Source organism: Mycobacterium sp. 050128, assembly GCF_036409155.1.
GTDB lineage: Bacteria > Actinomycetota > Actinomycetes > Mycobacteriales > Mycobacteriaceae > Mycobacterium.
The window spans coordinates 2,955,912-2,977,494 of record NZ_JAZGLW010000001.1; the positions used below are offsets into that span (position 1 = coordinate 2,955,912).

Consider the following 21,583-nt stretch of genomic DNA (forward strand, 5'->3'; position numbering starts at 1 on the left):
TAACTTGCGGGTGAGTCGCCACGGGCGGGTGCGCCGATTAAGCGCAATCGTGCTGGCGATACTGACCGTGTCGGTGCTGCCCGCCTGCGGGTCCGGCCACGGCGGCCTGGTGGTCACCTTCTACACCCCGGCCGCCGACGGCGCGACGTTTGACGAAGTCGCGCGGCGCTGCAGCCAGGAGGCCGGCGGCCGGTACACCGTCTCGCACATCAGTCTCCCCAGAGCCCCTGGCGCGCAACGGTTGCAATACGCCCGTCGGCTGGCCGGTCATGACCGCACGATGGACGTGATGTCGCTGGACGTGATTTGGACCGCGGAGTTCGCCGAAGCGGGCTGGGTGCTGCCGCTGTCCGACGACCCGGCCGGTCGGGCCGAGGCCGACGCGACCGAAGACACGTTGCCGGGCCCGCTCGCGACGGCTGGCTGGAAACACAAGCTGTACGCCGCGCCCATCACGACGAACACCCAATTATTGTGGTACAGAACAGATTTGGTGCATCAACCACCGCAGGATTGGAACGGCATGGTCGCCGAGGCGACCCGATTGCACGCCGCCGGGTTGCCCAGCTGGATCGCCGTGCAGGCCCACCAGGACGAGGGCCTGGTGGTGTGGTTCAACACGCTGCTGGTCAGCGGCGGCGGTCAGGTACTCTCCGACGACGGCCGGCACGTCACCCTGACCGACACTGCGGAACACCGGGCCGCCACCGTCGGCGCCCTGCGCATCCTCAAGGCGGTGAGCACCGCGCCGGGAGCCGACCCGTCGATCAACCGCACCGACTCAAGCACGGCGCGGCTGGCGCTCGAACAGGGCAACACCGCGCTGGAAGTCAACTGGCCCTACGTCATGGCGTCGATGCTGGAGAACGCGGTCAAGGGTGGCGTGAACTTCCTTCCGCTCAACCGGGATCCCGCGCTGGCCGGCAGCATCAACCAGTTCGGCACTTTCGTGCCCAACGATGAGCAATTCCAGATCGCGTATCGGGCCAGCCAAAAGGTGTTCGGCTTCGCGCCCTACCCCGGCGTGGCGCCGGGCCGGCCGGCCAAGGTGACGATCGGCGGGCTGAACCTGGCGGTGGCCAGCACCACCCGGCACAAGGCCGAGGCCTTCGAGGCCATCCGGTGCCTGCGCAACCTGCAGAACCAGAAGTACATCTCGATCGGCGGCGGCCTGCCGGCGGTGCGGACATCGGTGTACACCGACCCGCAATTCCAGGCCAAATACCCGATGTACACAATCATTCGCCAGCAGTTGACCGACGCCGCGGTGCGACCCGCGACGCCGGCCTACCAAGCGGTGTCCATTCGGCTGGCGGCGGCGCTGAGCCCGATCACCGAGATCGACCCGGAGCGCACCGCCGACGAGCTCGCCATCCAGGTACGCAAGGCGATCGACGGTAAGGGGCTGTTGCCGTGAAAGGTGTGCCCCGACTCTGGAATCGCCCGCCCGAGCAGCGATTGGCCTTCATCCTCGTTGCGCCCGCGGCGACGCTGATGCTGGCGGTGACGGCCTATCCGATCGGTTACGCGGTCTGGCTGAGCCTGCAGCACAACAATCTGGCCACCCCGAACGACACCAGGTTCATCGGATTGGGCAATTACCAGACGATCCTGACCGACCGGTATTGGTGGACGGCGCTGGCGGTGACGCTGGCCATCACGGTGGTGTCGGTGTCGCTCGAGTTCGTGCTCGGCCTGGCGCTTGCCTTGGTGATGCATCACACCCTGATCGGCAGGGGTGTGGTTCGCACCGCGGTGCTGGTGCCGTACGGCATCGTGACCGTGGTCGCGGCCTACAGCTGGTACTACGCCTGGACGCCGGGCACCGGCTATCTGGCCGACCTGCTGCCGCATGGCAGCGCGCCGCTGACCCAGCAGATCCCGTCGCTGGGCATCGTCGTGATCGCCGAGGTCTGGAAGACGACGCCGTTCATGTCGCTGCTGCTGCTGGCCGGGCTGGCGCTGGTGCCAGAGGATTTGGTGAAGGCCGGGCAGGTCGACGGCGCCGGCGCCTGGCTGCGGCTGACCAGGATCATGCTGCCGATCATCAAGCCGGCGGTGGTGGTCGCGCTGCTGTTCCGGACCCTGGACGCCTTTCGTATTTTCGACAACATCTATGTGCTGACCGAGGGCAACAACAACACCGGTTCGGTGTCGATCCTGGGCTACGACAACCTGTTTGAGGGTTTCGACGTCGGCCTCGGCTCGGCGATCAGCGTGCTGATCTTCTTCTGTGTGGGCGTCATCGCGCTGATCTTCATCAAGGTGTTCGGCGCCCACCAACTCGCATCAGCCCCGGGTGGTGAGGTCGATGGGCGCTGAGTCGGCGCGAGCGCGGCGCACCGCGATGTGGGTCGTGATCAATACGGTGGTCGTGGTGTACGCGCTGGTGCCGGTGCTCTGGATTCTCAGCCTGTCCCTGAAGCCGACGTCAACTGTGCGGGACGGCAAGCTGATCCCGTCGTCGGTGACGCTGGAAAACTATCGCGGAATCTTTCGCGGCGACGTCTTCATCTCGGCGCTGATCAACTCGATCGGAATCGCGTTGATCGCGACCGCGATCGCGGTACTGCTGGGTGCGATGGCGGCCTACGCGATCGCCCGGCTGAACTTTCCCGGCAAGCGGCTGCTGGTCGGCTCCACCTTGCTGATCACGATGTTCCCGGCCATCTCGTTGGTCACGCCGCTGTTCGAAATCGAACGCTGGACGGGGCTTTTCGACACCTGGCCCGGGCTGATTCTGCCCTACATCACCTTCGCGTTACCGCTTTCCATCTACACCTTGTCGGCCTTCTTCCGCGAGATCCCCTGGGATCTGGAGAAGGCGGCCAAGATGGACGGTGCCACGCCGGGGCAGACCTTCCGCAAGATCATCGTCCCGCTGGCCGCGCCCGGGCTGGTCACCGCCGCGATTCTGGTGTTCATCTTCGCCTGGAACGACCTGCTGCTGGCGCTGTCGCTGACCGCCACCAAGGCGGCGATCACCGCGCCGGTGGCGATCGCGAACTTTCCCGGCAGCTCCCAATTCGAGGAACCAACCGGATCAATCGCGGCCGGTGCCATCGTGATTACGGTGCCGATCATCGTGTTTGTTCTAATCTTCCAACGACGGATTGTCGCCGGGTTGACCTCAGGCGCCGTGAAGGGATAACGCGATGGCCGAGATTGTGCTGGAGCACGTCAACAAGAGTTACCCCGATGGGCACACCGCGGTGGTCGACCTGAACCTCACCATCGCCGACGGCGAGTTCCTGATCCTGGTCGGGCCGTCGGGCTGTGGAAAAACCACCACGTTGAATATGATTGCCGGTCTTGAGGATATCTCGTCGGGCGAGCTGCGCATCGGCGGCGAACGCGTCAACGAGAAGGCGCCGAAGGACCGCGACATCGCGATGGTGTTCCAGTCCTATGCGCTGTATCCGCACATGACGGTTCGCCAAAACATCGCCTTCCCGCTGACCCTGGCGAAGATGAAGAAGGCCGACATCGCGCAGAAGGTCGAGGAAACAGCGAAAACCCTTGACCTGAGCGAACTTCTGGATCGCAAGCCCTCCCAGTTGTCGGGTGGGCAACGGCAGCGCGTCGCGATGGGCCGAGCCATCGTGCGCCAGCCGAAGGCCTTCTTGATGGACGAGCCGTTGTCCAACCTCGACGCCAAGCTGCGGGTGCAGATGCGCGGCGAGATCGCCCGGCTGCAGCGCCGGCTGGGCACCACCACCGTCTACGTCACCCACGACCAGACCGAGGCGATGACGTTGGGAGATCGCGTGGTGGTGATGCACGGCGGGGTCGCCCAGCAGGTCGGCACGCCCGGGGAGCTCTACGAGCGCCCCGCGAATCTGTTCGTCGCGGGCTTCATCGGCTCGCCGCCGATGAACTTCTTCCCCGCCACGCTGACGTCGTCCGGGCTGACCCTGCCCTTCGGTGACGTGATGCTGGCTCCGGAAGTCCAGGATGTGATTGCCCGGCACCCGAAACCGGACCCCAAACCTGGCGGCGTCATCGTCGGGGTGCGGCCCGAGCACCTGCTGGACGCCGCGTTGATCGACGGCTACCAGCGCATCACGGCGATGACCTTCGAGGTGAAGGTCGATCTGGTCGAATCGCTGGGGGCCGACAAGTACGTGTACTTCACCACCACCGGATGCGACGTGCATTCGGTGCAGCTCGACGAGCTGGCCGCCGAGTCCAAGGTCGTCGAAAACCAGTTCGTGGCAAGGGTTCCCGCCGAGTCTAAGGCCGTCATCGGCCAGTCGATCGAATTGGCCTTCGACACCGCGAAACTCGCCGTGTTCGACGCCGATTCCGGTGCGAACCTGACCGTGCCCAGCACGTGACCCAGATCCTGGACCAGGTACGGGCTCACCTGCGCGACCACTTCGCCAAGGCGGGGCAGTGGGGTGAGCCCGATTCGGCGAGCGTGACGTTTCTGGGTGCCGAGCCGACCGAAGTGCTGCGGTTCCGCGCGAAAGACGGCTTGGTGCAGTACGTGTCGCTGGGATGCTCGCGTCACCCGATGGGCGATCCCACCGAAATCGTTGTCGACCCGCAGCGCGGCCCGCGCGCCGAGATCGTGCTCTGTCTGCGAGATCCGGGGCCGGCCACTGGAATTGCCCGCAGCCTGGCGTTACTGGCGGCCTCGCCGGCCGTCGACGGCGTGGTGCTCGTCGCCGATGCGCTGATCGATCTCGGTTCGCCGCTGTGGGCGTTGCCGTCGCGGCGGGTTCCCTTCACGGCTGTTCTGTTGGGCCGCAGCGACATTGCGGATCTACCGCTGGAGCCGCCGCGCGACCCGGTGACGTTTCTCGCGGCGACGCCGATCACCGCGACCGAGGCGGCGTGGGTGCGGCTCAAGGGCGCCGAGGCCATGCGGCAGGCGTGGCAGAGCGACGGTGTCGACGTGCTGGATCCGAATCGGCGTGCGGCACAACCAAATTGAGCTAAAGCCAGTTGTTACGCCGGAATTGGAAGTACAGGACCAGGCAGGCCAACGTCATCAACGCCATGATCCCCGGGTAGCCATACGTCCAGTCGAGCTCGGGCATGAAGTGGAAGTTCATGCCGTAGATGGCGGCGACCATGGTGGGCACCGCCAAAATACCGGCCCAGGCCGCCATCTTGCGCATGTCGTTGTTCTGCTGCATGCCGACCCGGGCCAGCGCGGCCTGCACCAGCGAGTTGAGCATGTCGTCGTAGCTGGCGATCTGGTCGGCGGCCTCGGAGTGGTGATCACCGACGTCGCGCAGATAGCGCCGCACCTCTTTGGAGATCAGGTCCTTGTTCTCCACCTGGATTCGGTGGAACGCCGCGGACAGTGGGTTGACGCAACGGCGAAGCTCGACGACCTCACGCTTGAGCATGTAGATCGGTTCGATGTCGAGCTTGCGGCCGGGGGCGAACGCCACCTCCTCGATGCTGTCGATGTCGCCTTCCATCAATCGGGTCACCTCGAGATAGTGATCCACGACGTGGTCGGCGATCGCGTGCATCACCGCGAACGGGCCCAGCCGCAGCTGTTCGCCGTCGGCTTCCATTGCCTTGCGCACGTCGGCCAGTCCGCTGTGTTCGCCGTGGCGGACCGTGACCACGAAATCCTTGCCGACGAAGACCATCACCTCGCCGCTTTGCACGATCTCGCGTGCCAGCGCCACCGACTCGTGCGGAACGTACTGGACCGTCTTGAGCACCAGCACCAGTGTGTCGTCGTAGCGTTCCAGCTTGGGCCGCTGGTGGGCGCAGACCGCGTCTTCGACGGCCAGAGCGTGCAACCCGAAAACGTCGGCCACTTCCTTCATCTGGGTCTCGTCCGGCTCGTACAAGCCAACCCAGACGAATGCCTCATGTCCCAGCATCTCGATCTGGTGCACCTTGCTGCAGGCGGCCGTGTAGGTGAACTTGCCGGGCAGCCGGTGCCCTCCGACGTAGACCGCGCAGTCGACCAGGGCATCGCGCGCCGGGCTAGGTGGAGCCTCGGGTTCCGGACGCGGCTCGTGCGCGATCGTGCGAAGCGCTTCCGGCAATGCGTCGAAACCCTCGAACACCTCAACCTCCTAACGCAGCACAGGTCTGGCAGAGCGGTGCTCCATGCTACGCGTCCTGGTAAAACACCGAATGACAAGGCACGCCGCGGGATCGGTTGCCCGACGGGCCGCGGCGAATTCTCCGTGGCGTCGGACCGGAGATTTCCGGCAAGCAAGGGTGCGCTAGTTTCGACCCGAAGCCAAACGACCGAACTTTCTCCATAAGGAGCCAACGACGTGAGCGCAACTCCTCTGAAGGTCGCCGTCACCGGTGCCGCCGGCCAGATCGGCTACAGCCTGTTGTTCCGCCTGGCCAGCGGCTCCCTGCTGGGGCCCGACCGCCCGATCGAACTGCGGCTGCTCGAGATCGAGCCCGCGCTCAAGGCACTCGAGGGCGTCGTGATGGAACTCGACGACTGCGCGTTCCCGTTGCTGTCCGGCGTCGAGATCGGCGCGGACGCCAACAAGATCTTCGACGGCGTGAACCTGGCGCTGCTGGTCGGCGCGCGGCCGCGCGGCCCGGGCATGGAGCGCAGCGACCTGCTGGAAGCCAACGGCGCGATCTTCACCGCGCAGGGCAAGGCGCTGAACTCGGTTGCCGCCGACGACATCCGCATCGGCGTGACCGGTAACCCGGCCAATACCAACGCGCTGATCGCGCTCAGCAACGCCCCCGACATTCCCAAGGAGCGGTTCTCCGCGCTGACCCGCCTCGACCACAACCGGGCGATCTCGCAGCTGGCCAAGAAGACCGGTGCCGCGGTCACCGACATCAAGAAGGTGACCATCTGGGGCAACCACTCGGCCACCCAGTACCCGGACATCTTCCACGCCGAGGTCGGCGGGAAGAACGCCGCCGAGGTCGTCGGCGACCAGAACTGGATCGAGAACGACTTCATCCCGACGGTCGCCAAGCGTGGTGCGGCGATCATCGACGCGCGCGGCGCCTCCTCGGCCGCGTCGGCCGCCTCGGCCACCGTGGACGCCGCCCGCTCCTGGCTGCTGGGCAGCCCGGACGGTGACTGGGTGTCGATGGCGGTCTTCTCCGACGGCTCCTACGGCGTGCCCGAGGGCATCGTGTCGTCGTTCCCGGTAACCACCAAGGACGGCAACTGGTCCATCGTGCAGGGGCTGGAGATCGACGAGTTCTCCCGCGGCCGCATCGACAAGACCACCGCCGAGCTGGTCGACGAGCGCGCGGCGGTCACCGAGCTGAAGCTGATCTGACTACCCATTCGATTAGGGCTACTAATGGGTAGTCAGTACCCTGAGCGCGTGTCCGAAATCGTGCCGTCACAGATCGCCATCGGGGACGACGAGATCTTCGACGCCCACGTAGGTGGCAAGCTTTCGGTCGAGATGAAGGCCCCGCTGGACACGCAGCGCGCCCTGTCGATCGCCTACACGCCGGGCGTCGCCCAGGTGAGTAGGGCCATCGCCGCCGACCACACCCTGGCCGATCGCTACACGTGGGCGAACCGGCTGGTGGCCGTCGTCAGCGACGGCAGCGCGGTTCTCGGTCTCGGCGACATCGGACCGGCGGCGGCGCTGCCCGTGATGGAGGGCAAGAGCGCGCTGTTCAAGCAGTTCGCCGGTCTGGACGCGATCCCGATCGTGCTGGACACCAAGGATCCCGACGAGATCGTCGAAACCCTGGTGCGGCTGCGGCCGACGTTCGGTGCGGTCAACCTCGAGGACATCTCGGCGCCGCGCTGCTTCGAGATCGAACGACGGGCCATCGAGGCGCTGGACTGTCCGGTCATGCACGACGACCAGCACGGCACCGCGATCGTCGTGCTGGCCGCGCTGATGGGCGCCGCCAAGTCGCTCGGCCGCGACATGGGCTCGATGCGGGTGGTGGTCTCGGGTGCCGGGGCAGCGGGCATCGCCTGCTCGAAACTCCTTCTGGCCATGGGCGTTTCGGACATCACCGTGCTCGACTCGCGCGGCATCCTGCACACCGGCCGCGACGACATGAACGTCGTGAAGACCGACCTGGCGCGCAGCAGTAATCCCCGCGGTCTGGCCGGCGGGATGGTGGAAGCGCTCAAGGAAGCCGACGTGTTTCTGGGGGTGTCGGCCGGTGTGGTGCCCGAGGAGCTCATCGCCACGATGGCGTCCGATTGCGTCGTGTTCGCGCTGTCGAATCCCGACCCGGAGATCCATCCCGACATCGCAGCCAAGTACGCCGCCGTGGTGGCCACCGGCCGCAGCGACTTTCCGAACCAGATCAACAACGTGCTGGCGTTCCCCGGGGTTTTCCGCGGCGCGCTGGACGCCGGGGCGCGGCGGATCACCGAAAAGATGATGGTGGCCGCGGCCGAGGCGATCTTCTCCGTCGTGAGCGACGACCTCTCGCCCGACCGGATCGTGCCGAGCCCGCTGGACCCGGGTGTCGGCGAGGCGGTGGCGCAAGCCGTGGCGCGGGCGGCAGACTCCTAGGCGTGAGAATCGGCAAGCTCGCGGCGCTGCTGATGGCCGCCGTGCTGGCCGCCTCGCTCTGCGCCGGCTGTTCGGCTGGTCCCGGCGATCACCGCGATGCGTCCGCTCTGGTGGTCGGTTCCCGCAACGATCCGACGTCGAGGCTGCTGGCCGGCGTTTACCTCGCGGCACTGCGGTCCTACGGTTTCGCCGCGGAAGTCCAGACCGCCGACGATCCGATGGCGCGACTGGACTCCGGCGCCTTCACCGTCACGCCCGTCTTCACCGGTCAGACGCTGCAGATCCTGCAGCCCGGGGCCATCGCGACCTCCGACGCGCAGGTCTACCGCGCAATGGTGTCGGCGCTGCCCGAGGGCATCGCCGCGGGCGACTACACCACCGCCGCCGAGGACAAACCCGTGCTGCTGGTGACCCAACCGACCGCCAAGGCCTGGGGTGGGCAGGACCGCAGCGCGGATCTTTCCGCGCTGCTCAAGCACTGCGACGGGCTGGTTATCGGGATCGTGGCCGGCCATCAGGCGCCGTCGGCGATCGGCAGCTGCCGGCTGCCCGCTCCTCGTGAATTTCCGGATGGCACAACGATGTTCGCGGCGATCCTGGCCGGGCAGCTGACCGCGGGGTGGTCCACCACCGCCGACCCCGCCATTCCGGGCGATTTGGTGCCACTGGCCGACGGCAAACCGGCGCTGATCCGGGCGGAGAACGTGGTGCCGTTGTACCGCCGCAATGCGCTGACCGATCGGCAGGTGCTGGCGATCAACGAAGTGGCGGGCGTGCTCGACACCGCGGCGCTGGCCGACATGCGCCGCCAAGTCGCCGGCGGTGCCGATGCGTTGGCGGTCGCCGGCGGCTGGCTCGCCGAACACCCGTTGGGGCGCTGAGGATCTACCGCTTGCCGCTCGGCAGGAACCGGTGCGTGACGGGCCCGAACAGCCGCTGATATCCGGGGCCGGTCAGCCGCACCAGGGCATCGAGCACCTTGGCGTCCGTGCCGACCAGTACCCGGGGCTTGTTCTTGCGAACGCCCTCCAGGATGATCTTCGCGGCTTGCTCCGGGCTGGTGCTGGCCATCCGCTTGTCGAATACCTTGGCCAGGGCGGCCGCGTCGATTCCTTCGGCGGCGGTGGCGTTGCGCGCGATCCCGGTCTTGATGCCGCCCGGGTGCACCGTGGTCACCTTCACCGGATGCCCGGCCACCCACATCTCCTGGCGCAGCGCCTCGGTGAAGCCCCGCACCGCGAACTTAGCCGCGTTGTAGGCGGCCTGGCTGGGCACCGAGAACAGCCCGAACACGCTGGAGATGTTGACCACGTGGCCGTCCCCGGACGCGATCAGGTGAGGCAGAAAAGCCTTGGTGCCGTTGACAACTCCCCAGAAGTCGACGTCCATCACCCGTTCGATGTCCTTGAACTGGCTGACCTCGATGTCGCCGGTGAAAGCGATGCCGGCGTTGTTGTAGATCTGGTTGACCTTGCCGAAGTGTTCGTTGATCGCGTCGGCGTAGGCCAGGAAGGCCTCGCGTTCGGTCACGTCGAGCCGGTCGGTCTTGACCGGGGCGCCGATCGCCTTCAGCTGTTCTTCGGTCTGCGCCAGTCCTTCGGTGTTGACGTCACTGATCGCCAGGCTGGCGCCCGAGCGGGCGAGCTCGACGGCCAGCGCCTGACCGATACCCGATCCCGCGCCCGTGACCACCGCGACCTTGCCGGCGAAGCCCTGCATGTGCACCCTCCCTCGTGTCCACAATTGCCCCGAGATTACCGGTACCAGCGGTCCCGGGTAACAACGGGTCGTTGATTGTCAGCTCTTGCGCGCCAGCAGCCGGCGCCCGAAGGTAGTCAGCCGGCCCAGCGGGCCAGGCCCACCGAACAGCAGTTCGTGGTATCGCGTACCGGCCACGCGCACCAGCAGGTCCGCGGATTTCGCATCGGTGCCGATCAGCACCCGGGCCTTGTTCTTGCCCACCGCGGCCATGATGGCTTGAGCGGCCTGCTGCGGCGTGGTCTTGGCCACCTGCTGATCGAAGTTTTCCAGCATCTCGTCGTGGTCGATGCCCATGCCCTCGGCGACGACGGCGTTGGTGCCGAACGAGGTCTTGACGCCGCCCGGGTGTACCACGGTCACCCCGACCGGGTGGCCGGCCACCGCCATCTCCTGGCGCAGCGCCTCGGTGAAGCCGCGCACGGCGAACTTGGCCGAGACGTAGGCGACCTGACCGGGCAGCGCCATCACCCCGAGCACGCTGGAGATGTTGATGACGTGGCCGTCCCCGGACGCGATCACATGGGGGAGAAAGGCTTTGGTGCCGTTGACGACACCCCAGAAGTCGACGTCCATCACCCGTTCGATGTCCTTGAAGTCGGTGACCTCGAGGGTGCCGATGTGGGTGAGCCCGGCGTTGTTGTAGATCTGGTTGACCTTGCCGAAGTGGTCCTTGACCTCGTCGGCGTAGGCCAGGAAGGCCTCACGCTCGGTGACGTCGAGCCGGTCGGCCTTGACCGGCGCGCCGATCGCCTTCAGCTGTTCTTCGGTCTGCGCCAGTCCGTCGGTGTTGACGTCACTGATCGCAAGGCTCGCACCCGCGCGGCCGAGCTCGACGGCCAGCGCCTGACCGATGCCCGAACCCGCCCCGGTCACGACGGCGACCTTGCCGGCGAACTTCTGCATGTACACCCTTTCCCAAGTCCGCCCCATGCGTCAGGTTAACCGGTGTCTGCGCAGGTGCAGTCGGAGACTGAGGATTCTCAGCCGAAAGCGGTGTCGAGTATCTCCTGTTGCTCGACCGCGTGCACCTTGGACGATCCCGAGGACGGCGCCGACATCGCCCGGCGCGAGATGCGCTTGATCCCGGTGAGTTTGTCCGGCAGTAGCTCGGGCAGCTCCAGGCCGAACCGCGGCCATGCACCCTGGTTGGCCGGCTCTTCCTGCACCCAGAAGTACTCGCTGGCGTCGGGGTAGCGGTCCAGCGTGTGGCCCAGCCGCCGCTTCGGAAGCGGCGCGAGCTGCTCGATCCGCACTATCGCGATGTCGTCGCGGTTGTCCTTGGCCTTGCGTGCCGCCAGCTCGTAGTAGAGCTTGCCGCTGGTCAGCAGGATCCGACGGACCTTGCTGCGATCGCCGATCCCCTCTTCGTAGGTGGGTTCCTCGAGCACCGAGCGGAACTTGATCTCGGTGAAGTCCCGGATGTCGCTGACGGCCGCCTTGTTGCGCAGCATCGACTTCGGGGTGAAGACGATCAGCGGGCGCTGAATTCCGTCCAGTGCGTGCCGGCGCAGCAGGTGGAAGTAGTTCGACGGCGTCGACGGCATCGCGATCGTCATCGAACCCTCGGCCCACAGCTGCAGGAAGCGCTCGATGCGGCCGGAGGTGTGGTCGGGGCCTTGCCCCTCATGGCCGTGCGGCAGCAGCAACACCACGTTGGACAACTGGCCCCACTTGGCCTCACCGGAACTGATGAACTCGTCGATGATCGACTGCGCGCCGTTGACGAAGTCGCCGAACTGCCCCTCCCACAACACCAGCGCGTCCGGGTTGCCCACGGTGTAGCCGTATTCGAAACCCACCGCGGCGTACTCGGACAGCGGGGAGTCGTAGACCAGGAACTTGCCGCCGGTCGGGGTGCCATCCTTATTGGTCGCCAGCAGTTGCAGCGGGGTGAACTCCGCGCAGTTGTGTCGATCGATGATCACCGAATGCCGCTGGGAGAAGGTGCCGCGACGGGTGTCCTGACCGGACAGCCGGATCAGCTTGCCCTCGGCGACAAGGGATCCCAGCGCAAGTAGCTCGCCGAAGGCCCAGTCGATCTTGCCCTCGTAGGCCATCTCGCGGCGCTTCTCCAGCACCGGTCGCACGCGCGGGTGCACGGTGAATCCCTCCGGCACGGCCAAAAACGCGTCACCGATGCGGGCCAGCAGCGATTTGTCCACCGCGGTGGCCAGGCCGGCGGGCACCAGCTGGTCGGCCTCCACCGATTCGCTCGGTTGCACGCCGGTCTTTTCCACCTCGCGGACCTCGTTGAAGACCTGCTCCAGCTGGCCCTGGTAGTCGCGCAGGGCGTCCTCGGCTTCCTTCATCGAGATATCGCCGCGGCCGATCAGGGCTTCGGTGTAGCTCTTGCGGGCCCCGCGCTTGGTGTCGACGACGTCGTACATGTACGGGTTGGTCATCGACGGGTCATCGCCCTCGTTGTGCCCGCGGCGGCGGTAGCACAGCATGTCGATGACGACGTCCTTGCGGAACTTCTGGCGGAAGTCGACGGCCAGCCGCGCCACCCACACGCACGCTTCCGGGTCGTCGCCGTTGACGTGGAAGATCGGCGCGCCAATCATTTTCGCCACGTCGGTGCAGTACTCGCTGGACCTGGAGAACTCCGGCGCGGTGGTGAAGCCGATCTGGTTGTTGACGATCACGTGGATGGTGCCGCCGACCCGGTAGCCGGGCAGCAGTGCCAGGTTCAGCGTCTCGGCGACCACGCCCTGGCCGGCGAACGCGGCGTCTCCGTGCAGCATCAGCGGCATCACCGAGAAACCGTCCTCGCTGTCACCCTTGTCCAGCAGGTCCTGCTTGGCCCGGACCAATCCCTCCAGCACCGGGTCGACGGCTTCCAGGTGTGACGGGTTAGCCGTCAGCGATACCTGAATGTCGTTGTCGCCGAACATCTGTAGGTAGACGCCGGTGGCGCCGAGGTGGTACTTGACGTCGCCGGATCCGTGCGCCTGCGACGGGTTCAAGTTACCCTCGAACTCGGAAAAGATCTGCGAGTAGGGCTTGCCCACGATATTGGCCAGCACGTTGAGGCGGCCGCGGTGGGGCATCGCGATGGCCACTTCGTCCAGGCCGTGCTCGGCGCACTGGTCGAGCACCGCGTCCATCAGCGGGATCTGGCTCTCGGCGCCTTCCAGCGAGAACCGTTTCTGCCCAACGTATTTGGTCTGCAGAAAGGTCTCGAACGCCTCGGCGGCGTTGAGCTTACTGAGAATGTATTTCTGTTCGGCCACCGTCGGTTTGACGTGCTTGGTCTCGATCCGCTCTTCCAGCCACTTCTGCTGCTCGGGCTCGAGGATGTGGGTGTATTCCACGCCGATGTGGCGGCAGTAGGCATCGCGCAGCAGGCCCAGCACGTCGCGCAGCTTCTTGTACTCGCAACCGGCGAAGCCGTTGACCTTGAACACCCGGTCGAGATCCCACAGTGTCAGGCCGTGATTGAGGATCTCCAGATCGGGGTGGCTGCGGAATCGGCCGGTGTCCAACCGCAGTGGGTCGATGTCGGCCATCAGATGCCCGCGATTGCGGTAGGCCGCAATCAATTCCATCACCCGGGCGTTCTTGTCGACGATCGAATCCGGGTTGTCGGTGCTCCATCGCACCGGTAGGTACGGGTTGCCCAGCTCACGGAAGATGTCGTCCCAGAACACATCTGAGAGCAGCATCTCGTGGATGGTGCGCAGGAAGTCACCCGATTCCGCACCCTGGATGATGCGGTGGTCGTAGGTTGAGGTGAGGGTGATCAGCTTGCCGATACCGAGTTCGGCGATGCGCTCCTCGCTGGCGCCCTGGAATTCGGCGGGGTATTCCATCGCGCCCACACCGATGATCGCGCCCTGGCCCGCCATCAGTCGCGGCACCGAGTGCACGGTGCCGATGGTGCCCGGGTTGGTCAGCGAAATCGTCACTCCGGCAAAATCTTCGGCGGTCAGCTTGCCGTCGCGGGCGCGACGCACGATGTCTTCGTAGGCGGAGACGAACTCTGCGAAGCGCATGGTTTCGCAGCCCCTGATGCCGGCCACCACGAGCGAACGCTTGCCGTCCTTGCCCTGCAGGTCGATGGCCAGACCGAGGTTGGTGTGCGCGGGGGTGACCGCGTTGGGCTTACCGTCGACCTCGGCGTAGTGCCGGTTCATATTGGGGAACTTCTTGACGGCCTGCACCAGCGCGTAGCCCAGCAGGTGGGTGAAGGAGATCTTGCCGCCGCGAGTGCGCTTGAGTTGGTTGTTGATGACGATCCGGTTGTCGATCATCAGCTTCGCCGGGACGGCGCGGACGCTGGTCGCCGTGGGCACGTCCAGCGATGCGGACATGTTCTTGACGACGGCCGCGGCGGCGCCGCGCAGCACCTGCACCTCGTCGCCCTCGGCCGGCGGGGGCGGGGCGGGCCTGGGAGCAGGCGGGGCGGGCGCCGGGGTCGCGGCGCCGTTGCCGGTCGAAGCGGTGGCGGCGGGCTGAGCAGCGGTCGCGGCGGGTTGAGCCGCGGTGGCGGCGGGCTGAGCGGCGGCGGCCGGCGGCTCGGCAACGGCAACCGGCTTGGGTGTCGCGGCGGGCTGCGCGTCAGCGGGGCTCGGCGCGTCCTGGGCGGCTGCGGCGGGGGACTCCGGGTTGTAGTCCACCAGGAACTCGTGCCAGCTTGGATCCACTGAAGAGGGGTCGTCGCGGAACTTGCGGTACATCTCCTCGACCAGCCATTCGTTTTGCCCGAATGGTGAACTGCTGTTGCTCACGGCCGCTGTTCGCCTCAATTCTTATGTCTTGCAGGCTCACTAAGCGCTATTGCCCGGCGCCTGCGATTCTGCGCACCTTTGGTTGACGAGGTACCTCACACCCGCGGCGGACTACTATGTTTCCGCCCCATAAAGGCTAACCCTTCGCCGGTGATTCGCCAGCGAGACCACCGAACCGGGGCCCGGACGGCTACTGGCTCACCTCGCGCGCCGTCGGCAATACGTGCAAGGGATTCGGCCAGCGGGCCGGCGGGGCGCCGAACGCCTGGCGGGCATTGCTGACGATCTTCTTGCCCACGATCCGATTGCCGGCGCCACCGATCGCGGCGCCGATGCCGACGGGCAGCATCTTTCCGAACATCAAGGCGCCGCGTCGCAGCGCGTACCGCTTCACGAAGTATTTGAGCATTCGAGCGTTGAGCCGCCCCAAACTCGACAGCGGCAGCGAGGCCATGCCCTCGGCCAGCCACCCGCCGTTGGTGCGCGCCGGACCGATCAGCTCGCCGATGGCGCGCTTGCTGTCGTCGCCGGCCAGGACGGCCAGCACCAGCGCGCGACGCCGCTCGTAGTGATCGGCGGGGATGCCGTAGACCTGTGCGGTCGACAGCACGAAGATCGCGGTCGCTTCGAGGAAGAAAACGGTTTCGCCGGCACCCGCCGACAGCGCCGCCAACGTCCCGATCCCGGGAAAGGTCGCCGCCGAACCGACCGCCGCGCCGCTGGCCATCAAGGCGGCCAGGTAGCGGTTCTCCAGCTTGGTGACGATCTCGGCGGGGCTCGCGCCGGGGTGTGCCCGTCGCAGCCGGGCCACCAGGGCCTCCGCGGCCGGGCCCTGGATCCGCGAACTACGCTCGATGACCTGCGCCAATGCGCGCGTAGAAGCCCTAGGGCGACCGGACCGTCCGGACGGCACGTTCTCAGGTGGTTCCTCGGACCGTTTCAGGGACCAAAGCCCTGACCTATTGCGTCGCGCGCTCATAGTGCCTCTCCTGCCAATGGCGTCCCTTCAGGCTAACGCGAGTTTGCTGAACGCGGGGCCAGCCGCATTGCGTGCGCGTCAATCCGACCGCGGACGGCGGCCGGTCGCCCGTCGCGGAATAATGCAGGCTGGACACAGCTCGAGCCGTTTGCCGGCTGCGGCTGGGGGAATCGTTGCGTGCGGGCGGTATCACACCTGCTCACGGCGGTAAGCCGGCCGTCGGGCGCTGAAGCGAGGTGAGTGCATGACTACGGCCACGTCCGGGTCGTCCGGGGAAACCCGGCGCGCGGGGCCGAGTCGTGCCGATATGGCCACCGACCGGAAGTTCCTGCCCCCATCGGGCCCGCTGAGGAGCGGAAACCCGTGGCACGCACTCTGGGCGATGATGATCGGGTTCTTCATGATCATGGTCGACTCGACCATCGTCGCGATCGCCAACCCGACCATCATGGCCGACTTGCACATCGGGTACGACGCCGTGGTCTGGGTGACGAGCGCCTACCTGCTCGGGTATGCGGTGGTGTTGCTGGTGGCCGGTCGCCTTGGTGACCGGTTTGGTACGAAGAACCTGTACCTGATCGGTCTGGTGGTGTTCACCGCCGCCTCGATGTGGTGCGGGCTGGCCGGCAGCGCCGGCATGCTGATCGCCGCGCGGGTCGTGCAGGGGATCGGCGCCGGGGTGCTCACCCCGCAGACCTTGTCGACGATCACCCGGATCTTCCCGCCGCAGCGGCGCGGGGTGGCGGTCAGCGTCTGGGGCGCCACCGCCGGCGTCGCCAGCCTGGTCGGTCCGTTGGCCGGTGGTGTGCTGGTGGACGGGCTGGGCTGGGCTTGGATCTTCTTCGTCAACGTCCCGATCGGCATCGCGGGGGTGGCGCTGGCGGTATGGCTGGTTCCGGATCTGCCCACCCAGGCGCACCGGTTCGACCTGGTCGGCGTCGGCTTGTCCGGGGTGGGCATGTTCCTGATCGTGTTCGGTCTGCAACAGGGCCAGTCCGCCCATTGGCAGCCGTGGATCTGGGCGACGATCGTGGCCGGCGTCGGGTTCGTGTCGGCGTTCGTCTACTGGCAGTCGGTGAACACCCGGGAGCCGCTGATCCCGCTGGACGTGTTCGCCGACCGTGATTTCAGCCTGTGCAGCGTCGGGGTGGGCATCACCTCGTTCGCCGCGACGGCGTTGATGTTGCCGGTGACCTTCTATTCGCAGACGGTGTGCGGGTTGTCGCCGACGCGTTCGGCCCTGCTGATCGCGCCGATGGCGATCGCCAACGGTGTGCTCGCGCCGTTCGTCGGCCGGATCGTCGATCGATACCACCCGCGGCCCGTGCTCGGTTTCGGCTTTTCGGTGCTGGCGATCGCGCTGACCTGGCTGTCGTTCGAGATGGCCCCGGACACGCCGATCTGGCGGCTGGCGTTGCCGTTCACCGCAGTTGGTGTCGGGATGGCGTTTGTGTGGTCGCCGCTGACGGCCACCGCCACCCGCAATCTGGCGCCGGAGCTGGCCGGCACCGGATCCGCTGTGTACAACTCCGTCCGCCAGCTCGGGGCGGTGCTTGGCAGCGCCGCGATGGCCGCGTTCATGACATGGCGGATCGATGCCGAGATGCCGCCCGACGTGTCCGATCAAGACGCGGGGGCCGGTGCTATTCCGCTGCAATTGCCCGAGTTCGTGCGCGAGCCGTTCTCGGCCGCGATGTCGCAGTCGGTGCTTTTGCCCGCGTTCATCTCGCTGTTCGGGATCTGCGCGGCGCTGTTCCTGGTCGGCTTCGCGTCCTCGATGATGTCCCGCGCGGGCATCGGTGGTGCGCCGTCCGACGATGACGGTCGCGATGACGATGACGATGACGACTATGTCGAAGTCATCCTGCGCCGCGAGCAGAGCGAAGAGCCGACGCCCAGCGCGCCTGCGCCCGGCGCGGCGATCGCACCGGCCGGGGAACGGCACAGTGACCCGGTCGAATCGCGCCGCCGACGTCGTGACGACCCGCCGTCGCGACCAGAACCGATTGGTTTCGCGCACAACGGCTCTCGTGCTGACCGCGAAAAGCGTTTTCGGCCTATCGTCGAGCTGCCGCCGCACTGGCACGGTCCGGCCACCCGCAGCGATCGCAGCGCGCCGTCGCCGGGTCGCCGGGTGAACGGCTCCACGCGGGCGGCGCGAGGCCAGCGCTACGGCCCGGACGACGACCCCACCGGCCGCGGCCGGCCTTCCCCGGGCGGGTAGGCCCGACCGGGCGTCCTCAGGCGTTCGCCGTCAGCGCCAAGAAGCCGCCCAACTCCAGCAGGCCGGCCGGAGTGGTGGGCAGGTACTCGGTCAGCAGCTCAGAACGCACGATCACCGCCGTGTACTGCGCGCGGCTGACCGCGACATTGAGCCGATTCCTGTTGAGCAGGAACGAGATTCCGCGTGGAACTTCGTCGACCGACGATGCCGTCATCGAGATGAAGACCACCGGCGCCTGCCCGCCCTGGAACTTGTCGACGGTTCCGACCCGCACCGCGTCCAGACCCGCGGACGTCAACCGCTGGCGCACCAGTGACACCTGAGCGTTGTAGGGCGCCAGCACCAGCACATCCGAGGCGGCCAATCCCCGGGTGCCGTGCTCGTCGGTCCACGGCGATCCGAGCAGCCGCCGGATCTCAGCGACGATCGTGTCGGCTTCCTCGGGGCTTTCGATTGAATTACCTTGGTGGCGAACGGAAAGCACGCGTACGCCGGGCTGACAGCCGTCGAGGCTGCGGGCGGCGGTGCGCTCGGTGACCGAATGCAGTCTGCCTTCATACGACAGCTCGGAGACCGCGGCGCAGACCGCCGGATGCATCCGGTAGGAGAGGTCCAGGAAGTAGCCGCGCTCGTCTGGCAACGTGCGGTGACCGTCGACGAGCCAATCGAGGGCCGAGGTGTCGACGGGTTCGGGATGAGTGCCCTGACTGACCTGCGGCAGCTGCTGCGGGTCCCCGAGCAGCAGCAGGTTGCTCGCCGCCGGCGCCACGGCGATCGTGTTGGCCAGGCAGAACTGGCCCGCCTCGTCGATGACGAGCAGATCCAGGCTGCCCGGCAACACCCGATTCGCGTTGGCGAAATCCCAAGCCGTACCGCCGATCACGCATCCGGTGCTGGCCGAGATGAATGCGGCGTACTCGCTGCCGTCGATCTGCTGCCAGCGCGGCGAGTGGTGGTCGTACTTTTTCTTCGCGACCCGGCTCGGCTCCAGCCCGGCATCGATCACGGCGTCGAGCAGGTTCTCCACCGTGGCGTGCGATTGTGCGACCACACCGACGCGCCAGCCGTGTTCGGTGACCAAGCGGGCGATCACCTGGGCGCCGGTGTAGGTCTTTCCGGTCCCCGGTGGGCCATGAACCGCCAGGTACGACGACTCGAGATCCAGCGCTGCCGCGGTGATGTCGGCGATGGTGTCGGTGCTGCGCGGCAGCGCGGCGCCGCTTCTCGTGCGGGGTGCGCGGCGCAACAGCACATCGATCATCGCGGTGCCGGGTAGTTGCGGCAGCCCGGCGGCTATCGCGACGGCGGTGGCTTCGATCGACTCGCGCAGCGCCGTCGTGGGAAGCGGCGGCCCGGGCGTCAGCGCAAAGGGGAGTTGCTGAAAGGCGGTGCCGTCACTGCCTATTCGTTCCAGGATGACGACTTCGGTGGGTACCGCCGGATCGTCGACCTCGACGACGGTGGCCCGTCCGGCCGCCCGCCGGTCCGGATTGTCGCTCATGCTCGGCGGCGCCGGCGCCTCGTAGAGCGCGAAGACGTCCCTCATCAGGTCACCGCGGGCGAGTTCACCGCGCAGCGCCACCCGTCGCTGCGGCTTGCGGGCCCGCGGCGGCGTGTGCCAGTCCACACTGACGGACGCCTCGTCGGCGACGAACACGTCGGTATTGTCCGCCCATTCGTCGACCGGGAAGTTCAGCCGGTCGAAATGCGCCCACCAGAACGGTTTGTCCTCACGGCGGTGGTAGCCGCGCGCCGCGCTCACCAACGCGACGGCGATCTGCTCCGGGGTGCGGTCGCCGACGGCGGCGTCCCCGGTGAACGCCGACAATGCGGTCGCCAGCTGATCATGGTCGTCGACGGTGTCGCCACCGGAAACCGGTTGGGCGCCAACCGGTGTGACGCCGGATTCCCAAGCGCGCACCAACAGCCAGTTGCGCAGTTCCTGCGTCGACCGGCAGTCGTAGTGGTTGTAGTCCTCGATCTCTTTGAGCACGGTTTCGGCTTCGTCGGCGCGGCCGTTGTCGCGCAGTTCGCAGGACTTGGCGTAGGAGGTGATCGAATCGGCGGCCGTGGTGACCTCCCCCGAGCGCAGCTGTGTCCCCATGTACAAGGGCTCCAGGGCTTTGAGGCTGAACGACTCGGCACCGGACTGAATACTCTTGCGCACCAACGGATAAAGGTCGACCAACGTCCCGCTGCGCAACAGGTCGTCGACCTCGTCCTCGCCGACGCCGTAGCGTCCGGCAAGCCGCAACAAGGCGGTCTTCTCGTACGGCGCGTAGTGGTAGATGTGCATGTTGGGGCGGCGCTTGCGGCGTTTTTTCACCATCGCCAGAAAATCGACCAGGGCCTTGCGCTCCTCGAGCCGGTTATGCGCCCACAGCGGACTGAATTTCCCCGCGGCGTCCAAGACACCGAACAGGTACTCCAGGCCCCAGTCGTGGCCGTCGGCGGTCCACAGCGGATCGCCCTCGAAGTCGAAGAACAGATCGCCGGGGTCGGGCTCCGGCAACAGCGTCAGCGGCTTCGGATCGACGACGTCGAACTGCGCAACGCCGGTATCGCGTTGCCGTACTTGCAGTTTTGCCTGGGTGGTCAGCTTGGTCACCGCGCTGGGCGACAGGTCGGGCACCGGACCGCGGTGTTGGGCCAAGTCGGCGACCGTGTTGATGCCGGCGTCAATCAGCTTGTCCCGTTGGCTGACTCGCATGCCCGCCACCAGCAGCAGATCGTCGCGTGCTTGCACCTGCTCGGCGCACATCGGACAGCGAAAACATGCCCGCACGCCCTCGTCTTCCCAGCGCACCGGGGCTCCGGCGGTGTGGTGCTCGTCGAGCAATCGCTGCAACAGTGCGCGCTGGGATCGAAAGACGGGGATCAGATCGCAGACTCGATACCGCACGACCGAGCCGTCGCCCAGCCGCAGCTCGGCCTCGTCCGCGACCGACACGCCCATCCCGGTCAGCGCGTCGGCGTAGGCCGCCAGCTGGAGCAACGCGGTGACCTTGGGTGAGCGAGCCAGCTTGGTGTCGATGAGCCGATACTGCGCAGCGTCGGCAACCAGGAAGTCGGCGAACCCTACGAAGCGGCCGTCGAACATCGCGGCCTGGTACACCACCGGAGCGTGGTTGGCGATCGCGCGCCGGGTCGCCTCGGCGGCGGCGGTCAGACCGGCCAGCGTGTGGGCCGGACGGCCGATGACCGCGACGCCGTCCGCGAACTCCGTGCGCAGCCGGTCGAGTTCGCGTCGCTCGTGGTCGTCACCGAGGGCCGCGGTGCGAGCCAGCAGTTCGTCCTCGACGTCGACAGGGGGACCCCAGCCCAGCTTCGCGTCGAAATTCCGGAGCAGCGCGTACTCGCATCGGGCGGCCGCGGCCAGGTCTGAGGCGCTGTACACGATGCTGTCGTCGGTGACGAACACAGCAGC

15 protein-coding genes are annotated in these 21,583 nt (G+C 66.9%); 9 read left to right on the forward strand and 6 right to left on the reverse strand.

All coding sequences use genetic code 11. The features are described 5' to 3' along the window. Positions 1-10 precede the first annotated feature (10 nt). Genes SKC41_RS14325 through SKC41_RS14345 form a run of 5 tightly spaced genes read left to right on the forward strand, consistent with a single transcriptional unit; the run spans position 11 to position 4,939 of the window. Entirely contained in the window at positions 11-1,417 is a 1,407-nt protein-coding gene (locus tag SKC41_RS14325) for an extracellular solute-binding protein (RefSeq protein ID WP_330978179.1), read from the forward strand. Continuing rightward, positions 1,414-2,322 carry a carbohydrate ABC transporter permease gene (locus SKC41_RS14330; protein WP_330978180.1) on the forward strand — a complete coding sequence of 303 codons (909 nt, stop codon included), beginning with the start codon at positions 1,414-1,416 and terminating at the stop codon, positions 2,320-2,322. Before SKC41_RS14325 ends, SKC41_RS14330 begins: the two co-directional genes overlap by 4 nt. Then, positions 2,312-3,151, forward strand: coding sequence for a carbohydrate ABC transporter permease (locus SKC41_RS14335; protein ID WP_442931614.1), 840 nt, complete (start codon positions 2,312-2,314; stop codon positions 3,149-3,151). The genes SKC41_RS14330 and SKC41_RS14335 overlap by 11 nt, the downstream gene beginning before the upstream one ends. A 4-nt stretch (positions 3,152-3,155) precedes the next feature. Then, the gene (locus SKC41_RS14340; protein ID WP_330978181.1) at positions 3,156-4,337 is read left to right on the forward strand and encodes an ABC transporter ATP-binding protein; all 1,182 of its coding nucleotides are present in this window, start codon (positions 3,156-3,158) and stop codon (positions 4,335-4,337) included. Continuing rightward, on the forward strand, positions 4,334-4,939 hold the full coding sequence (locus SKC41_RS14345; RefSeq protein WP_330978182.1) for a suppressor of fused domain protein: 606 nt from the start codon (positions 4,334-4,336) through the stop codon (positions 4,937-4,939). Before SKC41_RS14340 ends, SKC41_RS14345 begins: the two co-directional genes overlap by 4 nt. Position 4,940: 1 nt before the next feature. Here SKC41_RS14345 and corA read toward each other — a convergent pair whose 3' ends face one another. Then, positions 4,941-6,041 carry a magnesium/cobalt transporter CorA gene (gene corA, locus SKC41_RS14350; protein ID WP_330978183.1) on the reverse strand — a complete coding sequence of 367 codons (1,101 nt, stop codon included), beginning with the start codon at positions 6,039-6,041 and terminating at the stop codon, positions 4,941-4,943. Positions 6,042-6,257: 216 nt separating this feature from the next. Here corA and SKC41_RS14355 point away from each other — a divergent pair, with 216 nt between their 5' ends. Genes SKC41_RS14355 through SKC41_RS14365 form a run of 3 tightly spaced genes read left to right on the forward strand, consistent with a single transcriptional unit; the run spans position 6,258 to position 9,343 of the window. Beyond that, positions 6,258-7,247 (forward strand): malate dehydrogenase, encoded by a 990-nt coding sequence (locus tag SKC41_RS14355; protein WP_090605374.1) that lies wholly within the window; start codon positions 6,258-6,260, stop codon positions 7,245-7,247. 24 nt (positions 7,248-7,271) lie between these two features. Continuing rightward, positions 7,272-8,462, forward strand: a complete 1,191-nt coding sequence (locus SKC41_RS14360) for an NAD(P)-dependent malic enzyme (protein ID WP_330978184.1) — start codon at positions 7,272-7,274, stop codon at positions 8,460-8,462. Between the two features lie 2 nt (positions 8,463-8,464). Beyond that, positions 8,465-9,343, forward strand: a complete 879-nt coding sequence (locus SKC41_RS14365; RefSeq protein WP_330978185.1) for a glycine betaine ABC transporter substrate-binding protein — start codon at positions 8,465-8,467, stop codon at positions 9,341-9,343. Between the two features lie 4 nt (positions 9,344-9,347). Here the strand turns inward: SKC41_RS14365 and SKC41_RS14370 are convergent, their stop codons facing one another. From SKC41_RS14370 to SKC41_RS14385, 4 genes are all read right to left on the reverse strand, one after another. Beyond that, complete coding sequence (locus tag SKC41_RS14370) at positions 9,348-10,181, reverse strand: SDR family NAD(P)-dependent oxidoreductase (protein WP_330978186.1); 834 nt, start codon at positions 10,179-10,181, stop codon at positions 9,348-9,350. Positions 10,182-10,259: 78 nt separating this feature from the next. After that, positions 10,260-11,126, reverse strand: a complete 867-nt coding sequence (locus SKC41_RS14375; protein WP_330978187.1) for an SDR family NAD(P)-dependent oxidoreductase — start codon at positions 11,124-11,126, stop codon at positions 10,260-10,262. 77 nt (positions 11,127-11,203) lie between these two features. Beyond that, positions 11,204-14,953, reverse strand: a complete 3,750-nt coding sequence (locus SKC41_RS14380; protein ID WP_330978188.1) for a multifunctional oxoglutarate decarboxylase/oxoglutarate dehydrogenase thiamine pyrophosphate-binding subunit/dihydrolipoyllysine-residue succinyltransferase subunit — start codon at positions 14,951-14,953, stop codon at positions 11,204-11,206. 190 nt (positions 14,954-15,143) lie between these two features. Further along, complete coding sequence (locus tag SKC41_RS14385) at positions 15,144-15,932, reverse strand: hypothetical protein (RefSeq protein WP_330978189.1); 789 nt, start codon at positions 15,930-15,932, stop codon at positions 15,144-15,146. A gap of 244 nt (positions 15,933-16,176) precedes the next feature. Between SKC41_RS14385 and SKC41_RS14390 the strand changes: the two genes are divergently transcribed. Further along, positions 16,177-18,156: an MFS transporter gene (locus tag SKC41_RS14390; RefSeq protein WP_330978190.1), complete on the forward strand. Its 1,980-nt coding sequence runs from the start codon at positions 16,177-16,179 to the stop codon at positions 18,154-18,156. A gap of 16 nt (positions 18,157-18,172) precedes the next feature. On the opposite strand, the gene SKC41_RS14395 is transcribed toward SKC41_RS14390, so the two are convergent. Then, entirely contained in the window at positions 18,173-21,577 is a 3,405-nt protein-coding gene (locus SKC41_RS14395; RefSeq protein WP_330978191.1) for a TM0106 family RecB-like putative nuclease, read from the reverse strand. Positions 21,578-21,583 lie beyond the last annotated feature (6 nt).

Excerpts from the sequence above, each read along its gene's own strand:
- SKC41_RS14340 (WP_330978181.1), top strand. The coding sequence starts at position 3,156 with ATGGCCGAGATTGTGCTGGAGCACGTCAACAAGAGTTACCCCGATGGG.
- SKC41_RS14370 (WP_330978186.1), bottom strand. The coding sequence starts at position 10,181 with ATGCAGGGCTTCGCCGGCAAGGTCGCGGTGGTCACGGGCGCGGGATCG.
- SKC41_RS14385 (WP_330978189.1), bottom strand. The coding sequence starts at position 15,932 with ATGAGCGCGCGACGCAATAGGTCAGGGCTTTGGTCCCTGAAACGGTCC.
- SKC41_RS14335 (WP_442931614.1), top strand. The coding sequence starts at position 2,312 with ATGGGCGCTGAGTCGGCGCGAGCGCGGCGCACCGCGATGTGGGTCGTG.
- SKC41_RS14360 (WP_330978184.1), top strand. The coding sequence starts at position 7,272 with ATGGGTAGTCAGTACCCTGAGCGCGTGTCCGAAATCGTGCCGTCACAG.
- SKC41_RS14390 (WP_330978190.1), top strand. The coding sequence starts at position 16,177 with ATGACTACGGCCACGTCCGGGTCGTCCGGGGAAACCCGGCGCGCGGGG.
- SKC41_RS14375 (WP_330978187.1), bottom strand. The coding sequence starts at position 11,126 with ATGCAGAAGTTCGCCGGCAAGGTCGCCGTCGTGACCGGGGCGGGTTCG.